The organism is Shewanella piezotolerans WP3 (assembly GCF_000014885.1).
GTDB lineage: Bacteria > Pseudomonadota > Gammaproteobacteria > Enterobacterales > Shewanellaceae > Shewanella > Shewanella piezotolerans.
This window is the reverse complement of record NC_011566.1, coordinates 4,941,587-4,966,017: the sequence shown is the minus strand read 5'-3', so window position 1 is coordinate 4,966,017 and position 24,431 is coordinate 4,941,587. Positions and strand designations below refer to the sequence as shown.

Genomic DNA, 24,431 nt, shown 5'->3' with positions numbered 1-24,431 from the left:
TAGGGCTGCAACTCTCGGATTGATGAATTTCATAAGGGAAAGTATGACAAACGGATATGCGGTAACGCCCCATTAAGAGGTTTTTAACTGTTGGCTAAAACGTGAAGCGAAACGAAACGAAACCGAGCAAACGGTTAGCAGTCCCGCTTTAAATTCTTGTTAGTTGCCGTTTACTTGCTTATCAGAATGAACATTAAAATTATTGAAGCGATTGGTAAACACATTAAATTAAGAAAGCTCCAATATTTCTTTTTTGTTAGAGAGTACAAGCCGAGAGAAAGATGAATAGCAGTAATAATACTGCATATTATGCCACTTACCAATAGCCTGAAGTTGTTCTCAGTATCGGAAAGCAATAATGCCGCAACAATACATGCCGGTAGGATTATTATTAACTCAGTCCAAACAAAATGGGCATCATCTAAAAATTTAATATATCTCTGAGCTAGATTCATGTGATGGCAACTAACGCCTCAGTAATAAGTGAGCCAAATGTCGTGGGAGCATGACATGTTTGGTGAACCTTTATTTATTGAATTGTTGGGATATTGGTAGGAGTTCACCGGATCTCCATAATAATGCTTTTGATGTAGTCACTATAATAAGGACAGTTTCGAAATCTGAGTCATAAATAAATAATTCAGTAAAATTAAAGCTTGTAATAAACCCTTTGTAGCTTGATTTAACTTCGATAGATTCTTTTACTTTTAGAAACAGTTTCTCAGCTATCGAGGGGCACCCACTAACCTTCACTATCTCTTGGTCATTAAAGCACAATAAATAATTAATACTTGAATTATCAGTGCCGATATAAGCATTGATCAAATTAACAATTTTTCTTTGGTCTAGCCCACCATCATCTTGTTCAACATTAACCCACGAATTTTTACCTGTTGCTTTCCAATATATAGGTAAGTGTCGTGTCAAGTTGACATAGTCTTGACTACAGGTAATGTCAGGCCTTTGCTCATATTCTGATATCGACTCCAAAAAGTCATTGAAATCGGCTGGAATGGTCATAAACCTAACAATAAATGCCTTTTCACCAAATTCAACCTTAAATTTTTCCCAGTCGATCTTCCTACCAAAAGCAAATCCAAGATTCGAGCTACCAATTGAATCAATACAGAGGTAAATTTCAACAGTTTGATTTATAAGGTTATTCAGTGCAAATATTTGGTGTAAGTAGTCTTGTTTACTTAATAGCAATCTTGTGATTATTGATTGCTTATTAAATCGAATTTCTACCGAATCATCATCGATTAAATGTAAATTCAACTTACCAAGTTTCTTAGCTTTAGGGATATTATTCCACTGTAGATCTAGTGGTGTTTTATCATCCCATAAAAAACACTCATAATTGTCGACCAGCACATCCCATGCGCTAATGTTCTCTGGACACTTCAATATTTTCTTAATAGGTGCAAGATACATGCGGATATCCTAACAACTTATTCATTAGTCGCTCGATAACGTTCTTAGCAACTGGTTAAATTTTTAACAAGTTACCACTGCTAAGGCATTGTTGTAAATAGATATTTTCTACATTTAGACTACTGTAACTGCTTGGCTAGCAGCGGAGAAAGAGAGCCTAGGGTGTTCAATGGGGTTGTGTATCACTTTTTTACATTTTTCATAAGGCTGATTTTTATCGGTTTTGTGAAATGAAAAAGTTTGTATCTTCCAAAGTGCTCCCGATGATTTCTGGTAAACGTATCTGTAGGAATTTGATATTTGTGCTTTTAGCTTAGAGTAAACGTTCAGAGCAAAAAGGGCTTAAATAAACTCACAGAATCAAATCTTCCCCGTTGGAAATTTTGCTTTTTAAATTTCGCCGGGGCGCTGAGGGATATCCAAAAGGGGGGCAAGCGCTTTCCCCTTTTTGGTCTGGTGTGGGTGAAGCGCCACGACTTTAATCAGACGCAGTCTGATGCGTTAGAGATCTAATTGACTTGTAGCGTCTCGCAGTTGTATCTGCACATGCGCCCGCTGCGATTTATAGTTTGTAGGTTGAACTATAACTCAAGGCTATAAGCTAAACTTTAGCTGCCAATACCTTAGGCAAAAAAGTAAGGTCGTCAAGTTGCTGATGGGCGATAGCCCATTTAGGTAAATGGGCAAATTTAGGCTCTGGAATGGCAATAGTTTGCATATTGGCTGCGCGTGCGGCGACCAATCCATTAAATGAATCCTCAATGGCTAAACAATTGATAGGATCAATATTGAGTCCATTGGCGCAATTTAAATAAACTTCAGGGTGCGGCTTGCCATAGGCTAGATGTTCAGCTGATTTAATCGATTGAAAGTATTCTCTAATTTCCAGCTTGTTTAAAACAGCATTAATGATGTCACTCGATGAAGAGGTTGCGAGGCCAATTTTAAGCCCCATCTCTTGGCAGCTTTTAAGTGCTGCGATTACACCTAACATCGCTTTGCCATCAGCATTAATATGGCTTACGACTTGCTCAACAATAGCTTTTGCAGTTTGTTGGTTGTCGTAGTTTGGCCAGGGGAAGCGGGTGTACCAGAATGAAACAACCTGATCGATTCTCAGGCCGGTTGTTTCAACAGTATCTTCAATTGTGATGTTTAAACCAAGCTCGGTCATGACCTTGTGCTCGGCAATTTGCCATACCGGTTCTGAGTCGATCAGTACGCCGTCCATATCGAAAATAACGGCTTTAAGCTCAGGTTTGCTCATAAGTATCCAATTATGTTCATTATAACTATGGTGAATATTAGTGGTTATTTTCTATGTTTTTACAAATAATGCTAGGAATTATTGTGTTTAGCTTTACGAAAATTAGACGTTGAGTATAGCAATAAAAAAGTGAAAAACTGTCTATAGCATTGATTTTATGTGATTAATCTCAGTGTTAACACTATGGTCTAGTTTTCTTTCCTAATTTGAAAGGCTAAGGTAAGAGCAACTTGTCGCTTGTGTGCTATTTCTCATCTGAGCAAGTGTGATCTGATTCATACTTTTGCCAAGTTGTAGTATAATACGCGTCGAAATAAGGGTCGAGCCTGCCGAGCTGTCAGTTTCAATGTGAAGACGAGCAGTTTCGCTGTTAGAACGCCAAACAAAGAGGAATGTTGCCGTGCTAGAAGCATATCGTAAACACGTCGCAGAACGTGCTTCAGAGGGCGTAGTCCCTAAGCCATTAGATGCCCAACAAGTGGCGCAGCTAGTTGAATTGATTAAGAACCCACCTGCAGGTGAAGAAGCATTCCTTCTTGATCTGCTAGAAAACCGTATCCCACCAGGTGTTGATGAAGCTGCCTATGTAAAAGCGGGTTTTCTAGATGCTGTCGCAAAAGGCGAAGCATCATCAAGCATCTTGTCATCTGAGCGCGCTGTTGAGCTGCTTGGCACTATGCAAGGTGGTTATAACATTGAGCCACTAATCGCTCAATTAGATAACGATGCACAAGCACCACTTGCTGTTAAAGCACTATCTCATACGCTACTGATGTTTGATTCATTTCACGATGTAGTGGAAAAAATGCAGGCAGGTAACGATTACGCTAAGCAAGTTGTTCACTCTTGGGCTGATGCTGAGTGGTTCCTATCTCGTCCAAAGCTTGCCGAGAAAATCTCATTAACAGTATTTAAAGTATCGGGTGAAACTAATACCGATGACTTATCTCCTGCGCCAGATGCATGGTCTCGTCCAGATATCCCATTACATGCACTTGCTATGCTCAAGAATGCCCGTGACGGTATTGTTCCTGACGAAGCGGGTGTTGTTGGCCCAATCAAAGAGATTGAGTCACTAAAAACTAAAGGTTTCCCATTAGTTTATGTGGGCGATGTTGTAGGTACGGGTTCATCACGTAAGTCTGCTACTAACTCAGTACTGTGGTTCATGGGTGACGATATCCCTAATGTACCAAACAAGCGTGCGGGTGGTTTCTGTCTCGGTGGCAAGATTGCTCCAATCTTCTTCAACACCATGGAAGATGCTGGTGCGTTACCAATCGAGCTAGATGTTAGCAAGATGGAAATGGGTGATGTTATTGATATCTACCCATATGAAGGTCTTGTTAAGCGTCACGATAGCGACGAAGTTATTTCTGAATTTTCTCTAAAGACTGAAGTCTTAATGGATGAAGTTCGTGCTGGTGGTCGTATTCCATTGATCATTGGTCGTGGTTTGACTGACCGTGCTCGTGAAACTCTTGCGCTAGAAGCATCAACAGAATTTGTTCGTCCACAAGATGTGGCTGATACAGGTAAGGGCTTCACTCTTGCACAGAAGATGGTTGGTAAAGCATGTGGCGTGACGGGTATTCGTCCAGGCCAATACTGTGAACCTAAGATGACATCTGTTGGTTCACAAGATACTACCGGTCCTATGACGCGTGATGAGCTTAAAGATCTAGCATGTCTTGGATTTAGTGCTGATTTGACGATGCAGTCATTTTGTCACACCGCGGCTTACCCTAAGCCAATTGATGTGAACACTCACCATACGCTACCTGATTTCATCATGAACCGTGGCGGTGTTGCACTACGTCCAGGTGACGGTGTTATTCACTCATGGTTAAACCGTATGCTACTGCCTGATACAGTTGGTACTGGTGGTGACTCACATACGCGTTTCCCAATTGGTATCTCGTTCCCAGCGGGTTCTGGCCTAGTAGCATTCGCTGCTGCAACAGGTGTTATGCCACTGGATATGCCTGAATCAATTTTGGTGCGTTTTAAAGGCGAACTGCAACCTGGTATGACTCTACGTGACCTGGTCCATGCAATCCCTCATAAAGCGATTGAAATGGGTCTGTTGACGGTAGAGAAGAAAGGTAAGATCAACGCTTTCTCTGGTCGTGTACTGGAAATTGAAGGTCTTGAGCAGCTTAAAGTTGAGCAAGCATTTGAGCTTTCTGATGCATCTGCTGAGCGTAGTGCGGCTGGTTGTACTATTAAGCTGGGCAAAGAGCCTATCATCGAATACCTAAACTCTAACATCGTCATGCTTAAGTGGATGATTGCTGAAGGTTATGGCGACCGTCGTACTATTGAGCGTCGTATTACTGCAATGCAAGAGTGGTTGGCTAATCCAGAGCTAATGGAAGCTGATAGCGATGCTGAGTACGCTGAAGTTATCGAAATCGATTTGAACGAGATCAAAGAACCTATTCTTTGTGCGCCAAACGATCCAGATGATGCGATTCTACTGTCATCAGTGGTTGATACTAAGATTGACGAAGTATTCGTTGGCTCTTGTATGACTAACATCGGTCACTTCCGTGCAACTGGTAAGATGCTAGACAAGTTTGCCACGACTCTGCCTACACGTTTGTGGATTGCACCGCCAACTAAGATGGATCGTGATCAACTAACAGAAGAGGGCTACTACGCCATCTTCGGTCGTGTCGGTGCACGTATTGAGATCCCTGGTTGTTCACTGTGTATGGGTAACCAAGCACGTGTTGCTGAAGGCTCGACAGTTGTTTCAACTTCAACGCGTAACTTCCCGAACCGTTTAGGTACAGGCGCTAACGTATACTTGGCATCAGCGGAACTTGCAGCTGTGGCGGCACTATTAGGTCGTCTACCATCGCCTGACGAGTATCAGACATACGCTAAAGAGTTAGATGCAACGGCAGCTGACACTTACCGTTACCTGAACTTCGATCAAATTGCATCGTACACAGAAAAAGCAGACGAAGTTATCTTCCAGTCTGCTGTGTAAGTGACAAATTGATGTACTAAAAAGGCCAGCTAATTAGCTGGCCTTTTTGTTGTCTGCGTCTTGTCCTGGAATGTGTTTGCTAAAGTTATTGACAGATGACAGACGATTACACCTTCGGGATTTAGGCGATCATCTTGCTATGAGCAACTTCGACTACTGACTATGAATGCTTAGTGTGTAGCACTTCCAGTAACTTATCTTCTAGCGCAAAGCGTGTTTCCATTGCATGACCCAAAGATGACAGATCTTTATCGAGATGGAACAGGACTTTCTCATCTTCCGCTTCAGTGTACTTGTCATTAAAATCGAGTGCGGTATCTGTGGTTTCACTGATCTGCGGTACTAACTGCTGTGCTAACTCCTGGCTTGAGCTGCCATTCTTCTCACAGGCGGTAACCACTTGGTTATAGATCTCGAAATGTCCTTCCGAAACATAGTCCATTAATTGGTCACAAAAGGCTTTGACGGAGTCAAAAGCTGGTAAGGTGTTTTCGGTAATTTCATAAGGTGGAATGCCGGCAATCTGGCAGTAGTTAATCAATAGGTTACGGCGATTGTTTAGCCATTGATCTATAAGAGTATTGGAACCACCCCATTTTTGTTCGGCTTTTTCTAACTTTCTTAGCATGATCTTTCCCGTTATGAAACTATCCCTAACTTCTAATGTAGGGAGAACGGAGACTTTGATCAACTGTTTTCGGACGATTTATGCTTAATCGTTAAATGGACAAACCAGCTTGAAATAGAAAGTTGAAATGGCAGAAAAGAAAAAGCCCAGCGATAGAATGCTATCGCTGGGCGAGTAAAGTTTTGCGGGCTCGATGCGACGAGCTTCTTGATTGTTCTTGCTAGCGCAGACTTTTTATACCAAAGCTGACCAGTAGGTGCAACTTTTTTCTGTCACATTGAGAGTTGTACAGCCTAGGTTAAGTCAAGTTATGGTTACAGATCGCAGTTATTACAGATATGAGATCTAGCATTAACGGCTTAGAAATAAGACTGTTAGTAATATAAATATGTTAACTGCGTCCTAGTTGCGACTATTTGTCGAGTTACTGGTCACATAATTTCACCGATAGAGGTTACTTTACTAACGTAAATGCTAAACTACTGACCCAAGCGGATATCAATATAAGTTTAGGAATCAAGCCAAATGGCAGAATTAAAGAATGATCGTTATTTACGTGCGTTATTAAAACAGCCTGTCGACAGAACTCCTGTCTGGATGATGCGTCAAGCTGGTCGTTATCTTCCAGAGTACAAAGCAACCCGTGCTGAAGCCGGTGATTTCATGTCGCTTTGTAAAAACCAAGACTTGGCTTGTGAGGTAACTCTGCAACCTCTACGTCGTTACGACCTAGATGCTGCGATTTTATTCTCTGATATTCTTACTGTTCCAGATGCAATGGGACTTGGTCTGTACTTTGAAACCGGTGAAGGCCCACGTTTTGAGCGTCCTACAGACACAATCGATTCAATCAAGAAGCTATGCATCCCAGATCCAGAAGATGAGCTTGGTTACGTAATGCGTGCCGTTAGCACTATTCGTCGTGAGCTTAAAGGCGAAGTACCATTAATTGGCTTCTCTGGTTCACCTTGGACTTTAGCAACTTACATGGTTGAAGGCGGTTCAAGCAAGACATTTGAAAAGATTAAGAAGATGGCTTACGAAGAGCCAGCAACATTGCACATGTTGTTAGACAAGCTAGCTGATTCTGTGATCTTATACCTGAACGCTCAGGTTGCTAACGGTGCACAATCTCTAATGATTTTCGATTCATGGGGTGGCGCGCTTTCTCACCACGCATACCGTGAATTCTCGCTACGTTACATGCAGAAAATCGTTGATGGCTTAACTCGCCATGCAGACGGTCGCCAAGTACCGGTTACTTTGTTCACTAAAGGTGGCGGACTATGGCTTGAGTCTATGGCTGAAACAGGCTGTGACGCACTAGGTCTAGATTGGACTGTAGATATTGGTGATGCACGTCGCCGTGTAGGTAACAAAGTTGCACTACAAGGTAACATGGACCCATCAGTACTTTACGCATCTCCAGAGCGTATCCATCAAGAAGTGGAGCAAATCCTATCTTCTTACGGTGAAGGTACTGGTCATGTATTTAACTTGGGCCACGGTATCCACCAACACGTGAACCCAGAGCACGCGGGTTCATTCATCAACTCAGTACATGAGTTGTCAGGTAAGTACCACAAGTAATCTACTTGTCGTGATGATTAAAGCGAGCCAATGGCTCGCTTTTTTATTGCCAAAAATTGGCATGGTTGGGCTATCAAGCATCGCTAAAATGCATTAGGTTAAATTAAGAAAATCACAAAGCTAGCAAGTATCTGGATTACAGATGGTTACTAACTTTAGGTAGTGATTGCAGTGTTTTATTATCAATCCATCAAATTAAAACCTACGTTAAGAGGCGACAATTATGAAACTACCTATTCTTTTTAGTGCTATCTGTTTAGCCATTTTTATTGGTTTGCTACAGGGCAGCCATTACTTTTATGTTGCGAATGCTGATACTGAAATGGGGATCTATATGACTGCGGTATTGGTAATATTGATGTGGATGAGCTTGTTTGGTGTGTTTATTAGTCTTGCTTTCCCTAAGTTGAGAAAAGTATTTAAAGGTGTGTTTTAGCTGTATCTGTAATACCGCTTGGTGTTAGCTATACATATACGTCGCTAAGATTTAAACAGCCGACGCTGTATGCAGTCGGCTGTTTTATTTGCGTCGAGTCGATGAACTATCATTGATGAACGCTATTTTCGAAACCATCCTCAGCATTGAATGGCTTGTCGGCACTGGCTTGTTCATCAATTAGCTGTGGCCGAGTCTGTAGCTCAATTCTAAAGCAACTACCTTTACCTGGTTGGCTGTCAATTTGAATATCACACTTTAAAATGGCCAGCAACTGTCTGACAATTGCGAGTCCAACACCCAGTTGCGGCAAGGCACTTTGCTTGGCTGTCATAGCCATAGGTTTTTGCGTCATCTGCTTAAGCGCTGCAAGTTCATGCTTGTGCATTCCAGAGCCATTATCACTGACCTGCAGCCAGGTTGTTCCACTGGATTTATTCGCTATCGTCTTGATACTGATGACACCCTGTTCTGGGGTGTAGCGTATTGCATTATCGACGAGATTATTGAGGATGCGCAGTAGCAGCTGTCTATCGGTATTGATATAAAGACTTAGGGCGTCTTCAAAGTCCAATAGAATGTTTTTTCCATTGGCGCGCGGAGCGAACGTTTGCTGTAATTCATCCAGCACCTCTTGAAGTTTTATTTGTTGCCACTGCGGTTTCACTTGGCCATTCTCTAGTGCGGCAAGTTCCAGCATCTGCCCCAGTAATTGTTGCAAGTGTTGACTTGAATTAGCGGCTATCTCAATTAAGTCACTGCTACGTTCATGAGGTGGCAATAATAACCAAGTGTCGATATAACCCTGTAGTGAGGTGAGCGGCGTTTTCAAATCGTGGGACAGGTGCAGCATAAATTCATGCCGCTCCTCTTGTTGTCTATTGATTGCTTGATGTTGCAAGCTCAACGCTTGTAGCAGTGTATTGATATGCTGACTGAGCTGATTGATTTCGCTACTGCCGGTATATTTTCCCGGTAGTGTCACCCCAGAGTTGAGCTGTTGGGCAGCAACTAAACGTAGATCACTTTCGAGTCTGCTAAGTGGCGCAGTAAAAAGTTTAAGCAGCAGGATAAATAAAATGATTGCAAAGCCAATGGCAATCAAAATAGCAGTGGTCCAAAACTGTGGTGCTTGATGCTCACTGACAATACTCTGCCAGCTATCAAAGTCTTCCCCACCAATGATGACATAAAGGTATCCAGTCTGCTGCCCGCTTGGTGTAAGTAGTTTTGCGGCTGAGAAAATTTTATCTTTCTGCTTTGAGCGTGGATCGGTGCCTAATATCGGTAAGTTAACACCTTGAATAAACTGCTCAATGGTATCAGTATCAACCTGTTGCTGTTTGATTTTCTCCTCCTTAGCATCATAGGCAATAACTAGCCCCTGATTATCTAAGGTATAAATTTCGAAGCTTGGGCCTAGTAGCATGAAATCATGAAAGGCTTCTTTCAATGCTGCATCTGAAGTGATTCCTTTAGAGAGTAGCGGATTAATATGCGCCATATGTTCGGCGAGTTCGCGGTGAAGTGATTGCTGGATCTGATTGCGGCTAAACTCTTGGCTAAACTGCAACCACTGCCATAGAGCGATGAAAAGAATAAAAATCACTAAGGTCGCCGCGAGTAATATACGGCTAAACAAACTTCTCATATTGTGCTCTCCTGCTTAGCCCGCAATTATTCAGTCTTCATGCCCAGCATCAAGATGCAGCTTGGTTCGCTGGTGGGGCAAATTTATAACCGACCCCCCAAACTGTTTTGACTAAGTCTGTGGTGCAAGCATTTCTCGCCAACTTATTACGCAGGCGGTTGATGTGGCTATTTACGGTATGTTCGTAGCCTGAATAGGAGTAACCCCACACTGCTTCCAAAAGCTGCATACGGCTGAATACCTGCTTTGGGTGCTGAGCCAAATAGAGCAGAAGATCAAACTCTCTGGCTGTGAGTTCTAATGTTTCATTAAAAGCAATAACCTCACGGGTATTACAGTTAATGCTAATACCGTTGAACTCCAACGACTCATCTTGATGGGCTATTTGTGTTCCACGCCTTAATAATGCTTTTACCCTAGCTCTTAGCTCTAACACGCTAAAGGGTTTAACCAGATAATCATCTGCACCAGATTCAAGCCCTAAGACAATATCAGCTTCCGAATCCTTCGCAGTCAACAACATGCAAGGTAGCTCATTACCGTCTTGGCGGATCTGTTGACAAAGAGTGATTCCATCCCCATCAGGTAGCATTCTATCCATCAGGATAAGATCTATCTGCTTGGTGGCAATCACTTGGCTAGCCTGCTGTAACGTTACACAGTGAATAACTGCATGGTTCATGCTTTTCAGGTTAAGCATGACTAGCTTGGCTAAGTCTTGCTCATCTTCAATCAATAATATGGTCTTGCTTGAAACAGCTGAAAAATTGGTCGTTGATCCGTTCATGCCTAGCTCCCGAAGGCGGTCCCTTTTTAACAAGACCCACCTTTAAGAGCTTTTATTTCGATAAATTTTTAATCAATTTGCAAATTCACACTATTTAGTACGAGTTACCTTGATTAACAGTACAGGGTTATCGAAACGATGAGAGGCTGATAACACCGAGTCCATCAGGCCGTCATCCATGCTAATGACACCTGGATGAGCGTGCACTTTGTCGTTGTCATCACGTGCAGCATTATAGCCTTCACCACTATCAGCTGGACCGGGAATAGTCCCTTTGGCTTCAGAGTTTGCTTCGGTACCTGCATCGTAAGCGATGACGCGTAGTGTACTTGTATCGTTAACCGCTAACGCTGCCAAATCAAAACCTGTAGTTCCAGTAAATGCATCATTGGTATTAACCAGCATGGTCACAACTGACAGGTCAGCGACATCGGCTTGCTCAAGACTGATTGCAATAGTTTCAGTACCACCTGGAACCAAAATACCTGCACCGCTTATTAGCTCATTGACTCCAGTTTCGTCAGTTAAACCACTGCTATCACCAGATTCAGCTAATATCTCTAATGCAACACTGGCAGGCATGCCTGTACTCCAAAGCGTGCTGTCATTGGTGTGGGCAACGACTGCGACGGGAGACATGGGTTGGTTAGCCGTTAGGTTAGTGACGGTGACGCTATAGTCTTGCATCACTGGCGCAACCACAGGCGGGATAATTGGTGCCGGCGTATCATTGTCGTTATCGGAACAACCTGCTAACCCGATTGCTGCAAAAGCGACTAAAGCTATCGCATTACGTTTGAAAATATTTATTGGATAGTTCATGGCTTCTCTCCTACTTCACGATGACAGTCACTCGAGCAACAGGATTCAACCAGCGATGCACTCGGCTATCTAAGTCACTTGCGCCGCCATCCATATCGGTATCACCTAATACGCCAGGGTGAATATGCACTTTATCGTTGTTGCTGTTATCCATGATGCCTGTTGCATTCATGCCGCCATCGCCGCCAGGTGCTGCTGGGATCCCTGGGGTACCAGATGCACCGCCGCCATTAATTATCTCGTCATTGGCTTCAGTGCCGGCATCGTAAGCATTAACAGTAAAAGTGTATGTACCAGCTTCGGTTGGGATCTTCCATGCATCTAAACCAACAAAGGCATCATTGGTTGGTAACACCATGGCCGTTAAGGAAAGGTGGGTCATGTCGCCAGAATCTAGCATGATGCTGTCTACCTTAGCGCTTGGTGCAAGTAGCCCCATCGCTGGGTTAGCCACTGTCACTCCGCCAGCCCCAGTTACTGCGGCATCTAAATCGGCGATGTCGCCACCTTCAGCCATTTTTTGTAGTGCAGGGGTCGCCATTTCACCCGCTTGGAAAAGGTGGCTGTCCATATCGTGTGCTGCAATCAGTAGCGGTGTAAAGTAGTTACCATGGGTTAAGTTAGAAACACTGATTTCAAGCTCTGCCGCAGATGCCGGTAGGCTCATAAGGCTAGTGATAAAAAGGGCTTTAGTGAGTTTATTTATGTTCATGATTTATCTCCTTTGACTGTATAGATTAAGCATGACAAAGGGATCTCACCTGAATATCGCCAAATAATCACAAAAGTATAACAATTGCGATAAATGGTGTTTAATAAGGAAAAGTGTATATTTTAGATGTAGTTGCAGAATCACTGTTATTTAAAATTACTAATAGAACTGAGTATTGATCATAAGGACACTGAGATGGAGCAGCTTAAAGGGAAGGTCATTTTAATTACAGGCGCATCGGAAGGAATTGGTCGAGCGCTCGCGTTAGCATTGGCCCCGCTTGGCTGTAAGTTGTTGCTTACTGCCCGTAATGAATCCCGCTTAGCTTCATTGCAACAAGAGGTTAGTACGCTTGGTTCAGAAGCATTCATTCAAGTTGCAGATCTATCCGATTCATCGCAGTGCCGTCAGGTGATTACGGCCTGTATAGAGCATTTCGATAAGCTAGATATCTTGGTGAACAATGCGGGCATGACTATGTGGTCACGTTTTGATGAACTTGAAGATTTAAGCGTACTGTCGCAGATCATGCAGGTTAATTACCTTGGTCCGGCGTATCTTTCTCATGCTGCTATTCCGCACTTAAAAAAGAGCCAAGGACAGATTGTTGCCGTCGCGTCCATAACGGGGATGACGGGAGTTCCGACACGCTCTGGTTATGCAGCTTCAAAACATGCACTGATAGGTCTATTTGATTCGTTACGTATCGAACTGAGTAATGATAATGTGGCTGTGACGGTGATTTGCCCGGACTTTGTAGTGACTCAAACCCATAAACGAGCATTAGATGCTCAAGGTAAGCCACTCGGTGAGACACCGATGCAAGAATCAAAAATCATGACCGCAGAAAAGTGTGCTGAGCTTATGTTGCCAGCTATTGCTCTGCGAAAACGATTATTGATCACCTCATTTAGAGGCCGAATAGGGCGGTTTTTTAAGATAATTGCCCCAGGCCTGATAGACCTAATAGCGAAAAAAGCCATTGCATCAGGCCGGTAGCAACGCTGGTTTTACTTATTTAAATGTTTAACGATGGCCGCAGCTGCATCATCTTTAGTTGGTTTAATACCAATCAGTATAAAGATTTGATCGCTCAGCGAGAGTTTAGCGACTTTGAGGTAAGGCAATGAATGAAGAGCATAGTTATGCTACGTTCAAATTCATTAACGCAGCATCAAAGTCGCTAAAACTCGCCTTTAGGAGTGTTTTTGGCTTGCTACTTCTGCGTTGAACAAACTCATAAGGGAATAACCATTATGTCATTTATTCGCCTTGAATTAGCGTGCCAAAAACGCTCTGAGTAGATCAACTTCTTATACTGATTGGTATAATATCGGGTGGCTCCATTGGAATAGCCGGTGTATGACCAGTCATATTCTCAGCAATATGCAGCCAGTCTGGGTGCCAGTAAAATGAAGTGCCCGATAGACTATCCCAGTTATGCACGCCAGATGTTTCGCCTTGGTAGACAAGATCTCCTAGTGAATATTTCATGATTGATACCAACCAGTATAAAGATTTGATCGCTCAGCGAGAGTTTAGTGGCTTTGAGGTAAGGCAATGAATGAGGGGCATAGTTATTCTACGTTCAAGTTCATTAACGCAGCATCAGAGCTGCTAAAACTCGCCTATAGGAGTGTTTTTGGCTTCCTACTTCTACGTTGAATAAACTCAAAAGGGAATAACCATTGTGTCATTTATCCGCCTTGAATTAGTTTGCCAAAAAACACTCTGAGTAGATCAACTTCTTATACCGATTGGTATTACCCCTATATAGTGATTAATTTGTTTCTCTAGTGTTTATTTAGAACAAACATATTGCGCTTTGAGAGTAGAACTTTTTGTTAGCAAGATCACAAAAATACTGATTAGTTGATCTGCGTTCTGAGAAGGCTATGGCTCTGATGTGCTATTAAGCAGGTTGTGGCTAGATTGTTTTAATGATTAATACATCTATAAAAAGCCCAGTGAGAACTGGGCTTTAGTCGGTTTAGCAAAAGCCTATGGTTTTAGCTATTTTCTCTTGCGATAGCGCGGTAAGCGATATCGGTGCGGAAATACACGTCATCCCAATGGATCGCATCAACCAGTTGGTAAGCCGATGCTTGTGCTTCCGTTACGCTATTACCTAATGCCGTTGCGCAAAGTACCCGACCACCATTTGTCACAACATGGCCATCTTTCATACTGGTACCAGCATGGAATACCTTGGCATTGTTATTCCCAAGATCTAGACCTTCAATCACATCATGTTTGCGGTAAGCATTTGGGTATCCACCTGCCGCCAATACCACGCCAACAGCTGCACGTGAATCAAACTCGGCAGTAACCTGGTCAAGTTCACCACGGGTTGATGCTAAGCAAAGCTCAACCAGATCCGATTTAAGGCGCATCATGATAGGTTGAGTCTCTGGGTCGCCAAAGCGGCAGTTGTACTCAAGGACTTTTGCACTGCCATCTGGTGCAATCATCAAGCCTGCGTATAAGAAACCTGTGTAGACATTGCCTTCAGCGGCCATGCCATCAACCGTTGGCCGAATAACATTTTCAATTGTCCAGTCGTGAACAGCTTGAGTCACTACTGGCGCAGGAGAGTATGCACCCATGCCGCCAGTGTTTGGACCATGATCGCCATTATCACGCGCTTTATGATCTTGACTGCTGGCCATAGCAAGAATGTTCTTACCATCAACCATCACGATAAAGCTGGCTTCTTCGCCTTTGAGAAACTCTTCAACCACCACGCGAGAACCAGCTTCACCGAACAAGTTACCCGCTAGCATATCTTCGATTGCTGCATCAGCTTCTGCTTGGTCAGCCGCAATGATTACGCCCTTACCTGCCGCTAAGCCGTCGGCTTTAATGACGATAGGAAAACCAGTGCTAGCAGTCATTTCAGTAACGTAAGCTTTTGCGGGCTCAATCTCTGTAAAGTTTGAGTAAGCAGCAGTAGGAATGTTGTGGCGAGCTAAAAAGTCTTTCGTAAACGCTTTTGAAGACTCTAACTGCGCCGCGCCTTGAGTTGGACCAAATATTGGCAGACCTGCTTCATTAAAGGCGTCAACCACGCCTAGTGCCAATGGTACTTCAGGGCCTACAATGGTGATGGCGACCTTTTGCTCGGAAGCAAAAGCCACTAACGCAGAGATCTCTTCAACATTGATCGCAACATTTTCCAACTTTGGCTCTAGTGTTGTGCCGGCATTACCGGGTGCAACAAATACCGTTTCAACTTGTGCAGATTGCGCCGCTTTCCATGCCAGTGCATGTTCGCGACCGCCACCACCAATAATTAATACTTTCATATCTTTACCTTTTATAGCTGCGCCATTTTTCCTATCTTTGCATCAAGCATGCTCACGTATTGGCATAGGCTGTGCGTGCTTTCTTTGACATAGAAAAAATGGCTTGCTCTAAACGTTAAAAATCAATTTTTAGAAACTCTAGCATCCAATATTTAGATACCAATATATAGAAACTAGAGCCTTTATAAATTAATGACGGAAGTGACGCATGCCGGTAAATACCATTGCCATGCCATGCTCATCTGCAGCGTTGATGATCTCTTCGTCACGAATAGAACCACCTGGCTGAATGATACAGCTAATGCCCGCTTCTGCTGCGGCATCAATACCGTCGCGGAATGGGAAGAATGCATCAGATGCCATGACTGAGTCTTGAACAACGAGGCCTTCATCAGCCGCTTTAATGCCGGCAACTTTAGCGCTATATACGCGGCTCATTTGACCGGCACCGACACCAATTGTCATGCTGTTCTTGGCATATACGATGGCATTTGATTTAACAAATTTAGCCACTTTCCAGCAGAACATTAAATCTTTCATTTCGCTAGCTGTAGGCTGACGCTTAGAAACGACTTTCACATCATCAATACCCACCATGCCTTGATCGCGATCTTGTAGCAATAAGCCACCATTTACGCGTTTGTAATCGAGGCTAGTGGTTTTGCTTGCCCATTGGCCACATTCAAGCAAACGCACGTTAGCTTTTGCGGCAACAACGTCGCGTGCAGCTTGGCTAACCGATGGTGCAATAATGACTTCAACAAACTGACGCTCCACAATGGCTGCAGCAGTGGCTGCATCTAATTCGCCGTTAAAGGCGATGATGCCACCAAAGGCTGACGTTGGATCAGTTTGGAATGCGCGGTTATAAGCTTCAAGTAGGTTGTCACCAATCGCGACACCACATGGGTTAGCGTGCTTAACGATGACACATGCTGGCTCGTCAAACTCTTTAACACACTCTAGAGCTGAATCGGTATCAGCAATGTTGTTGTAAGAAAGTGCCTTGCCTTGCAGTTGAACTGCAGTCGCAACAGAGGCTTCATCTAAGTTGGTATCAACATAGAAAGCGGCTGTTTGATGGCTGTTTTCGCCATAGCGTAGGTCTTGCTTCTTAACGAGCTGAGTGTTGTATGTGCGTGGGAACTTAGAGTCTTCGTGACACTCATCTTTACTGTGAGCAGGAACTTTAGTGCCAAAGTAGTTAGCGATCATACCATCGTATGCTGCTGTATGTTCAAAAGCAGCAATAGCAAGATCGAAACGCGTTTCCAGCGTAGTGCTACCTTCATTTGCTTGCATCTCTGCAATCACGCGGCCATAGTCGCTAGCATTAACGATGATAGTGGTATCTTTGTGGTTTTTTGCCGTTGAGCGAACCATAGTTGGGCCGCCAATGTCGATGTTTTCGACAGCGTCCGCTAAGGTGCAACCTTCTTTAGCAACCGTTTCTGCAAACGGGTACAAGTTAACTGCAACCAAATCGATTGGATTGATGTTGTTTTGCTCCATAACGAGCTCATCAATACCGCGACGCGCTAAAATGCCACCATGCACTTTAGGGTGCAAAGTTTTTACACGGCCATCCATGATTTCTGGGTGACCAGTGTAATCCGATACTTCAATGACAGGCACACCATTATCTGCCAACAGGCGGGCGGTGCCACCAGTAGATAGTAGCTCAACACCTTGAGCATGCAACGCTTGTGCAAACTCTAAGATTCCGGTTTTATCTGAAACGCTTAACAGCGCGCGACGAATAGGTCTGGCATTATTCATTGTAGGTACAGGGTCCAGTAGTTATTTTAAGGATCTTTCGGAAAACAGAACAGTACTAGGCTTGCTTACCTCTACACTGCTTTCCAAAAGTCCCTCGCTATTTATACTCTCCCGTCACGGCGCGCGTATTTTACCGTAATTTTACCCTTGGCGGTGTTTTTTTCTGCGCGATTTCACAATACGGTAAACAGAACAAGCTTTGATCTAATTTTTTAGCCAGAATAAGCCTTGACCTTGGATACAACTCCAAGGTTTATACTTGGTTCATTGACAAGTATGTGCGCGATGATATTTAGCAATGTAAATGGTTTATACAAGGGGAAAGCGATGTATCGAATTGGTGAGCTAGCACAGCTGTGTGAGGTCAAAACGGATACGTTAAGGTTTTACGAAAAGCACGGTTTGCTATCGCCTTCCTCAAGGACTGATTCTGGTTATCGCATCTATACCGAAAATGACGCAGAACGCTTACGTTTTATTCTACGGGCTAAAGCGGTTGGTTTTACCCTCGCTGAGATCACCGAGCTGCTGTCAATTGAACTAGATAAGTCCAATTGGGCCTGTGCCGATGTTAAAGGTTTGGTGGATGACAAGCTAGCCAACGTAGAAGCTAAAATTGCAGAGCTAAATCATTTTCAGCTATCGCTACAAAGGTTATCCCAAGCTTGTTGCGGCGGGCCTGAAAGCGCAGAACATTGCTCCATTTTAGAAGCGTTAGAATCCAGTACTGACAATATTCGCTGTGAAAATCACAGCCATACTCATGATGATGAACAATTTACTAAAAATTGCCAAAACAAAGCAGTTAGTAAGAATTCAAAAGAGAAATAGTTATGTTATTAGCAAACTTTATCGACCTTTTCCTTGATTCAGCCCCATGGTTGCTACTCGGTCTATTTTTAGCTGGAATGCTAAAAATGTTTGTGCCTATGGCATGGATGCAAAAGCAACTGGGTGGCCATGGTGTTAAAACCACAGTCAAAGCTGCAGTATTGGGTGCACCCTTGCCACTTTGTTCTTGTGGCGTTATTCCCGCAGCTGTTGGGCTGCGCCGAAGCGGCGCATCTAAAGCGGCAACCACTTCCTTTCTAGTATCCACTCCAGAGACTGGGGTTGACTCAGTGACTGTATCATACGTGCTGCTTGGGCCATTTATGGCGATTGTCAGGCCTATCGCTGCTGTCACCAGTGCAATCGTAGCTGGTCTGCTGGTTGGTCGTGATGACGATGAGGCTAAGCCTGCCGTTGATACCAAAGAAGCTGAAGCTTCATCTTGTTGTAGCAGTAAAAAAGTTGGGCCAAAAGTTGCTGCTAGCAGCTGTTGTGCTAGTGAAAAGAAAGCCACTGTAACGATGAAACCAATGGCACAGAGTAGTGTTATGAGTCAGGCTACTAATGCCGCTCCGCTAAATTTAACGCCAGTGACAGAGCAGGTAAAATCAAGCTGTTGCAGCAGTGATAAACCGGCTGCTAAGGCTGAGAGCACATCATGTTGTAGTTCAAAGAGTTCAGACGCTGCTGAAGCTGAGAGTTGCTGTGAGTCGACTAAAGATATTGCCACTGAGCTTAAAGGCACATCCGTTATTAGCCGTATCGGTAAGGGATTGCACTTTGCTGCTACTGATTTAGTACGCGATACTACAGTTTGGTTATTAATCGGTTTGTTTTTTGCTGCGCTAGTCACAACTTATGTTCCTGGTGATTTTATGGCTAAATGGGGCGATGGCATTTTAGCTATGCTAGTCATGGTGCTGATATCTGTGCCTATGTATATCTGCGCTACAGCATCAACGCCTATTGCTGCTGGCTTGTTATTAGCTGGGGTTTCACCTGGAGCTGTATTGGTGTTTATGTTGGCAGGTCCTGCAACTAATATCGCAACCTTAGGCGTGGTGACTAAAGAGCTAGGTAAACGTGCATTGTTTGGCTATTTAGGTGGTGTGCTAGGCGTCGCGTTAGTTTCAGGCGTCTTGGTTAACTATCTGGTCGATACGTTTGGCTTTGTGGTAATGCCACAAGTGGGAGAGCATCATAACTTGTTGCCAGCTGCCATTGTTTATTCATCAGCGGTTGTGCTTGCTATCCTAATGGCAAAGGTATTTTTAGACATGTTACCCAAGAATTGGTGGCGCCGAGATTGCTGCTCATAATCAATCTTAATTAGTTATACGATTTAAAGGCACTCATTGAGTGCCTTTTTTATGCTAATTTAAAAGGTAGTTGATAAAAGATTTGTTAAGCAGTCACCTTTTTATACCAATCAGTATAAGAAGTTGATCTACTCAGAGCGTTTTCGGCACGCTAATTCAAGGCGAATAAATGACAAAATGGTTATTCCCTTATGAGTTTATTCAGCGCAGAAGTAGCAAGCCAAAAACACTCCTAATGGCGAGTTTTAGCGGCTTTGATGCTGCGTTAATGAATTTGAACGTAGAATAACTATGCTCTTCATTCATTGCCTTACCTCAAAGCCGTTAAACTCTCGCTGAGCGATCAAATCTTTATACTGATTGGTATTACAAATACATCGTAAGGATACTTGATGAAAAAATTACTGACGCTGTTACTTTTGACCTTTGTCGTTATTGGTTGCGGTGATAAAAATGCAACCGATGCTAATTATGTTGAAGGCGTTAACTATCGTGCGCTTGCAACTCCGATTGCAACCGACGGTGAACAGATCGAAGTGATGGAGTTCTTTTGGTATGGCTGTCCACATTGTGAGTCATTTGAAAAACCGCTGCATCAATGGCAAAAAACCATGGCTGCAGATGTTCACCTAGTGCAGTCACCCGCAATTTGGAATGATCTTATGAAGTTGCACGCCAAGGTATTTTTCATTGTGCAAAATATGGCTGATGCTGATAAGGCACATGCCGCGCTATTTCAAGAAGTGATGGGATTGCGAGAGATCCGCGATATTAAACTGCAAACACAAAAGCTGGCTGAGTTCTTACAGCGTTTCGGACTTAGTCAGACTGATTTTGAACGGCAATTGGCATCGGCTGAGATTAACCAACAACTTGCTCAAGCCATTAAGCTAATGTCTCAGTCTGAAGTCGATGGCACACCTTCAATTGTGGTAAATGGCCGCTACTTAGTACTGAATCAATCAGCAAAAAGCTTTGAGCAGGTATTGGATATTACTCGTTTTCTGGTCGAAAAGGAGAAAGGGCGTTTAGCTGAGAATTAACGGTGGGACAGTGCAAGCACAAGCACAATCACAGGTAATCATCTTTGATGGCATATGTAATTTATGCCACGGCGTCGTTAATTTCGTGATTAACCACGATAAACACCAACGGTTTGTGTTTGCCTCGCTGCAATCGAACACCGGTAGGCGTTATCTGTCTAAGTTCGGTGTGACTGAGGTTGCTTTAGATAGCGTGATATTAATAAAGGCAGATAAATGCTATCTGCGCAGTGATGCGGCAATAGAGATTGCAAAGTCTCTTGATGCACCTTGGTCACTGTTACGTTTTAGCTGTTTTTTACCAAAAATAGTACGTGATAGACTTTATAATGCACTGGCAAAGCAGCGTTATAGACTATTTGGCACAAGAGCTATCTGCCTGTTACCAACGGCTGCTGTTAAAAGTCGCTTTATCGAAGATTAATCGATAGCTATAAAACTATTAAAAAAGGCACTCAATGAGTGCCTTTTACGTATCGATATTACCTTGCTGAAAATCTTATGCCTCTGGTAACTCTGCATTGTGGTAAACGTTCTGAACGTCATCACAATCTTCAAGTGCAGCTAAGAATTTTTCAAACTGCTCAATCTCTTCTGCATCAGTAATTGCTGTCATAGTTTGTGGAACGAAAGTGATCTCTTCCATGACATATTCAGTTTCTGCAGGAAGTTCAGCCGCGAGTGCTGTTTTTACCTTGAAGAACTCTGTATGTGGAGCATAGACACTGATCATGCCATCTTCTAGCTCTACGTCTGTGACATCAACGTCCGCCATCATTAGCATTTCAAGGATCGCATCTTCATCATCGCCAGCAAATACGAATACCGCTTGGTGATCAAACATGTGACCAGCAGTGCCTGGGCCACCTAGTTTTGCGTCATTCTTAACGAATGCCTGACGCACTTGAGTAAAGGTACGCTTACCGTTATCTGTTAGGCAGTCAGCAATGACCATGCAACCACCCGGACCAAAACCTTCATAGCGAGCACTTTCATAATCTTCACCGCCACCGCCACGAGCTTTTTCGATCGCACGCTCAATAACATGAGCAGGCACTTGATCTTTCTTAGCCTTGGAAATCATTTGACGTAATGCTAGGTTGCCGTCGGGATCGAAACCACCATTCTTGGCGCAAACGTAGATCTCTTTTCCGTATCTAGAATAGAGTCTCGTCTTCTGCCCAGCAGTTTTCGCCATGGATTCTTTGCGGTTTTGGTATGCTCTGCCCATCTTGATCTTTCTCACTAAGCTTTAAAAATTGCCAGCAATGTTAGCAGCTTTATTAGCACAAATCAGGTACAGGCCTTTAAAAATACTAATCACGGTCAATAAAAGTTGCTATGCAGGCTTTACGCTAATTTTTATTCGAGGTGAAATATCGCATCAGAAGCTCAATGGTGCTTTTTATCAGTTGCGGTGGCTTATGGCCAAAATCATGTACGGCGTAAACCGCATTAAGTGGACATTGGTGGTCAGGCACTAACATGGCCAATTGATTTTGTTGCTCTGCTTGCTGAAATACAAATTCAGGTAATAGTGCAACGCCTAAGCCTGCTTTAGCTAAAGCGCAAACAGCGGATGAATTATCGGTGAATCGATTGGCGATAAACTCTAGCTTTTTTAGCATAGACGCTTGTTCGTAAGCAGGGTGTGCTAATGGCTCAAACTCATGCGTTAATCTTGCCTTTTGCCATGAGTTGGCTATGTAATCCAAAGATTGCCAATGTTCTGCATCAATTTCGTGCTTATGTCGCTCTATATACGTTGGGCTAGCGCAGACCACATCCCTAAAATTGCCGAGCTTACGCTGCATTAAATTGCTAGAAGGTAGTTTACCGACCCGAATAACCAGATCAACATCATCACTGAGCAGGTCAATACGTTGATCGGCAACTGAAATCGTTGGCTTTACCTGCGCGTTATCACGACATAGTTCAGCGATAGCTGGAGCAACGATTGAATCAATAAGCGCATGAGGTGCACTAATTCTTAATGGGCCAGCGAGCTTTCCGCCTGTATCGCGAGCTTCCTGCCAAGCAGTTTGAGAGATATCCGCCAATTGAATACAACGCTGATAAAAGTCTGTGCCTGCCGGGGTGAGTTGCTGTTTACGGGTGGTACGGTGAAGTAGTTGTACCCCAATTGCAGTCTCAAGGCTTTTTAAATGATGGCTTACAACCGACTTTGATAGATCTAGGTTTTCAGCCGCAGCACTGATTGAGCCTGCATCTACTATCTGTTTGAAGATCGCCATATGACGTAAGTAATCCATAATACCTCTAGCATTGTTCTGTTTAATCGAACAGTGGTTGCTGTATTGGCTAGGTTATCAATACCAATCTTAGCTGTAAACTGGCTGCATAATTTGGAAGAACAACAGCTACTGGAGCTTAACTATGTCTACGACTTTATTAAATGCAGTTAAATTAGCGAGTGAAACTTGGAAGAGTGGTTTTAATAGCCAAGACGCAAAGCAGTGCGCTGGGCAATATGAAGCGAATGCAACAATGAACGCACGACCATTCGGTGAGTTTGTGGGCAGAGATGCTATTGAAGGGTTTTGGCAAAATCTTATCAATGAAGGGTTTAATAGCGTAGAATATATCGAGCCTAACTTTAGTGTTGTCGATGAGAAAACGGTGTTATTGACCTCCTCTTGGAAGATGAATAAAGCCCATGGCGTCATTCATAAAGAGCTATGGGTACTGCAGCAAGATGGTAGTGCCAAGCTTGCTGGCGATGATTTTGAAGTACTGGGCTAATCTTGTTGGTACTGGGCAAAGTGAGTTTCGCTGCTCATCAATGATAATGCTCATCTTTAGGGCTCTTTTTGGAGCCCTGCTACCGTTTAGTTATTCTGGACGACAAATAAAATCTGGAACATCGATGACTTGTTCATGCCAGTTTTGAAACAAGTTTTTGTATAGAAACTCAGTAAATACACGATACTTTCTGGGAAGGTAGACTCGTTTGGGCATGCTGATAGTAATGAGGTTTTGCTTCATCGGATAGTCTTGAAGCACTGTCACTAATGAACCATTTTCTATCGCTTCACTAGCGATGATCATCGGCACTGTGGCAATACCAAGCCCTTCAATCGCGGCTTCACGCACCAAGGTGATATTATTGGTCTCTAGTCTAGATTTAGGTTCGAATGTTACCCACTTCTCACCATTAAACAGCGACCAGCTGTTATCTACATAGGGCGTAGAAAGGCGAATGCACTGGTGTTGGCTAAGATCTTCAGGGATCTGCGGTGTACCATGCTTGGCAAGATATTTCGGGCTGGCCATCAGCACCTTAGGAGTATTGAGTAAGGCATAGGTCTGCAGAGCTTCATTCCGTTTTTCAGTAATTTGGAATAAGAAATCAACCCCTTCGCCGATGACATCAACTTTACGGTTTGTCAGTTCGGCATCAATGGTTATTTGGGGATAAGCATTTAGAAAACGAGCAAGAATTTGCCCAAAATAGAGCTGTCCAAGTTCTATAGGACAGATAATTTTTAGATGGCCTGTGATTGTCTGCTGACTGGCGCTAAGTTGGTCTTCTGCATTTTGTAGCTCTGACAAAATATGGTGTACCCGGTTGTAGTAGTTTGCTCCTGCCTCTGTCAGTTTTAATGCTCTAGTGGTCCTAAATAACAGCTGCACCCCAGCATCTGCTTCAAGCTCTGCAATCTTTCGGCTGACGGTGGCTTTAGTGATCCCTAATGCTTTGGCGGCTTTAGTGAAACTTCCCTGCTCTACAACTTGCGCAAACATCTGCACTCTATTCAAATCCATATTGTTACACCTGTGAAACAGTGGGTATTTTTTTAGCTATCTA

Annotated in this window: 22 protein-coding genes; 9 read left to right on the top strand and 13 right to left on the bottom strand. The window is 43.4% G+C overall.

Going from position 1 to position 24,431, the window contains the following annotated elements:
* Window positions 1–525 precede the first annotated feature (525 nt).
* Both SWP_RS21075 and hxpB read right to left on the bottom strand, forming a co-directional pair.
* Window positions 526–1,434 carry a hypothetical protein gene (locus SWP_RS21075; RefSeq protein ID WP_020914704.1) on the bottom strand — a complete coding sequence of 303 codons (909 nt, stop codon included), beginning with the start codon at window positions 1,432–1,434 and terminating at the stop codon, window positions 526–528.
* Window positions 1,435–2,035: 601 nt separating this feature from the next.
* Window positions 2,036–2,701, bottom strand: coding sequence for a hexitol phosphatase HxpB (gene hxpB, locus SWP_RS21070; RefSeq protein ID WP_020914703.1), 666 nt, complete (start codon window positions 2,699–2,701; stop codon window positions 2,036–2,038).
* A gap of 400 nt (window positions 2,702–3,101) precedes the next feature.
* Between hxpB and acnB the strand changes: the two genes are divergently transcribed.
* Complete coding sequence (gene acnB, locus SWP_RS21065) at window positions 3,102–5,699, top strand: bifunctional aconitate hydratase 2/2-methylisocitrate dehydratase (protein WP_020914702.1); 2,598 nt, start codon at window positions 3,102–3,104, stop codon at window positions 5,697–5,699.
* Window positions 5,700–5,859: 160 nt separating this feature from the next.
* On the opposite strand, the gene SWP_RS21060 is transcribed toward acnB, so the two are convergent.
* Complete coding sequence (locus tag SWP_RS21060; protein ID WP_044556158.1) at window positions 5,860–6,327, bottom strand: Rsd/AlgQ family anti-sigma factor; 468 nt, start codon at window positions 6,325–6,327, stop codon at window positions 5,860–5,862.
* Window positions 6,328–6,852: 525 nt separating this feature from the next.
* On the opposite strand from SWP_RS21060, the gene hemE reads away from it, so the two are divergent.
* Window positions 6,853–7,917, top strand: a complete 1,065-nt coding sequence (gene hemE / locus SWP_RS21055) for a uroporphyrinogen decarboxylase (RefSeq protein WP_020914699.1) — start codon at window positions 6,853–6,855, stop codon at window positions 7,915–7,917.
* A 223-nt stretch (window positions 7,918–8,140) separates the two neighbouring features.
* The gene (locus SWP_RS21050) at window positions 8,141–8,353 is read left to right on the top strand and encodes a hypothetical protein (protein ID WP_020914697.1); all 213 of its coding nucleotides are present in this window, start codon (window positions 8,141–8,143) and stop codon (window positions 8,351–8,353) included.
* 109 nt (window positions 8,354–8,462) lie between these two features.
* On the opposite strand, the gene SWP_RS21045 is transcribed toward SWP_RS21050, so the two are convergent.
* From SWP_RS21045 to SWP_RS21030, 4 genes are all read right to left on the bottom strand, one after another.
* The gene (locus SWP_RS21045) at window positions 8,463–10,004 is read right to left on the bottom strand and encodes a sensor histidine kinase (protein WP_020914696.1); all 1,542 of its coding nucleotides are present in this window, start codon (window positions 10,002–10,004) and stop codon (window positions 8,463–8,465) included.
* A 49-nt stretch (window positions 10,005–10,053) separates the two neighbouring features.
* A complete protein-coding gene (locus SWP_RS21040) occupies window positions 10,054–10,791 on the bottom strand; it encodes a response regulator transcription factor (RefSeq protein WP_020914695.1) in 738 nt (245 codons plus the stop codon).
* 90 nt (window positions 10,792–10,881) lie between these two features.
* The gene (locus SWP_RS21035) at window positions 10,882–11,613 is read right to left on the bottom strand and encodes a spondin domain-containing protein (RefSeq protein WP_020914694.1); all 732 of its coding nucleotides are present in this window, start codon (window positions 11,611–11,613) and stop codon (window positions 10,882–10,884) included.
* Window positions 11,614–11,623: 10 nt separating this feature from the next.
* The gene (locus SWP_RS21030) at window positions 11,624–12,325 is read right to left on the bottom strand and encodes a spondin domain-containing protein (protein WP_020914693.1); all 702 of its coding nucleotides are present in this window, start codon (window positions 12,323–12,325) and stop codon (window positions 11,624–11,626) included.
* A 195-nt stretch (window positions 12,326–12,520) separates the two neighbouring features.
* Here SWP_RS21030 and SWP_RS21025 point away from each other — a divergent pair, with 195 nt between their 5' ends.
* On the top strand, window positions 12,521–13,324 hold the full coding sequence (locus SWP_RS21025; protein WP_020914692.1) for an SDR family oxidoreductase: 804 nt from the start codon (window positions 12,521–12,523) through the stop codon (window positions 13,322–13,324).
* Window positions 13,325–13,630: 306 nt separating this feature from the next.
* On the opposite strand, the gene SWP_RS21020 is transcribed toward SWP_RS21025, so the two are convergent.
* The 3 genes from SWP_RS21020 to purH form a co-directional block, all read right to left on the bottom strand.
* The gene (locus SWP_RS21020; RefSeq protein ID WP_044556157.1) at window positions 13,631–13,819 is read right to left on the bottom strand and encodes a hypothetical protein; all 189 of its coding nucleotides are present in this window, start codon (window positions 13,817–13,819) and stop codon (window positions 13,631–13,633) included.
* Window positions 13,820–14,334: 515 nt separating this feature from the next.
* Window positions 14,335–15,630 (bottom strand): phosphoribosylamine--glycine ligase, encoded by a 1,296-nt coding sequence (gene purD, locus SWP_RS21015; RefSeq protein WP_020914689.1) that lies wholly within the window; start codon window positions 15,628–15,630, stop codon window positions 14,335–14,337.
* Window positions 15,631–15,819: 189 nt separating this feature from the next.
* A complete protein-coding gene (gene purH, locus SWP_RS21010; RefSeq protein ID WP_020914688.1) occupies window positions 15,820–17,409 on the bottom strand; it encodes a bifunctional phosphoribosylaminoimidazolecarboxamide formyltransferase/IMP cyclohydrolase in 1,590 nt (529 codons plus the stop codon).
* Between the two features lie 327 nt (window positions 17,410–17,736).
* Here purH and zntR point away from each other — a divergent pair, with 327 nt between their 5' ends.
* The 4 genes from zntR to SWP_RS20990 all read left to right on the top strand — a co-directional run bounded on the left by zntR (window position 17,737) and on the right by SWP_RS20990 (window position 21,026).
* Window positions 17,737–18,240, top strand: a complete 504-nt coding sequence (gene zntR / locus SWP_RS21005) for a Zn(2+)-responsive transcriptional regulator (RefSeq protein ID WP_020914686.1) — start codon at window positions 17,737–17,739, stop codon at window positions 18,238–18,240.
* 2 nt (window positions 18,241–18,242) lie between these two features.
* The gene (locus SWP_RS21000) at window positions 18,243–19,559 is read left to right on the top strand and encodes an SO_0444 family Cu/Zn efflux transporter (RefSeq protein WP_020914685.1); all 1,317 of its coding nucleotides are present in this window, start codon (window positions 18,243–18,245) and stop codon (window positions 19,557–19,559) included.
* Between the two features lie 392 nt (window positions 19,560–19,951).
* Window positions 19,952–20,602, top strand: coding sequence for a thiol:disulfide interchange protein DsbA/DsbL (locus SWP_RS20995; RefSeq protein WP_020914683.1), 651 nt, complete (start codon window positions 19,952–19,954; stop codon window positions 20,600–20,602).
* Between the two features lie 10 nt (window positions 20,603–20,612).
* Window positions 20,613–21,026 (top strand): thiol-disulfide oxidoreductase DCC family protein, encoded by a 414-nt coding sequence (locus tag SWP_RS20990; protein ID WP_020914682.1) that lies wholly within the window; start codon window positions 20,613–20,615, stop codon window positions 21,024–21,026.
* Between the two features lie 75 nt (window positions 21,027–21,101).
* On the opposite strand, the gene SWP_RS20985 is transcribed toward SWP_RS20990, so the two are convergent.
* Together SWP_RS20985 and SWP_RS20980 are read right to left on the bottom strand one after the other, a co-directional pair.
* Complete coding sequence (locus SWP_RS20985) at window positions 21,102–21,833, bottom strand: YebC/PmpR family DNA-binding transcriptional regulator (protein WP_020914681.1); 732 nt, start codon at window positions 21,831–21,833, stop codon at window positions 21,102–21,104.
* Between the two features lie 124 nt (window positions 21,834–21,957).
* Complete coding sequence (locus SWP_RS20980; protein ID WP_020914680.1) at window positions 21,958–22,875, bottom strand: LysR family transcriptional regulator; 918 nt, start codon at window positions 22,873–22,875, stop codon at window positions 21,958–21,960.
* Window positions 22,876–22,999: 124 nt separating this feature from the next.
* Between SWP_RS20980 and SWP_RS20975 the strand changes: the two genes are divergently transcribed.
* Window positions 23,000–23,365, top strand: a complete 366-nt coding sequence (locus SWP_RS20975; protein ID WP_020914678.1) for a hypothetical protein — start codon at window positions 23,000–23,002, stop codon at window positions 23,363–23,365.
* Window positions 23,366–23,455: 90 nt separating this feature from the next.
* On the opposite strand, the gene SWP_RS20970 is transcribed toward SWP_RS20975, so the two are convergent.
* Complete coding sequence (locus tag SWP_RS20970) at window positions 23,456–24,388, bottom strand: LysR family transcriptional regulator (RefSeq protein WP_020914677.1); 933 nt, start codon at window positions 24,386–24,388, stop codon at window positions 23,456–23,458.
* Between the last annotated feature and the right edge of the window lie 43 nt (window positions 24,389–24,431).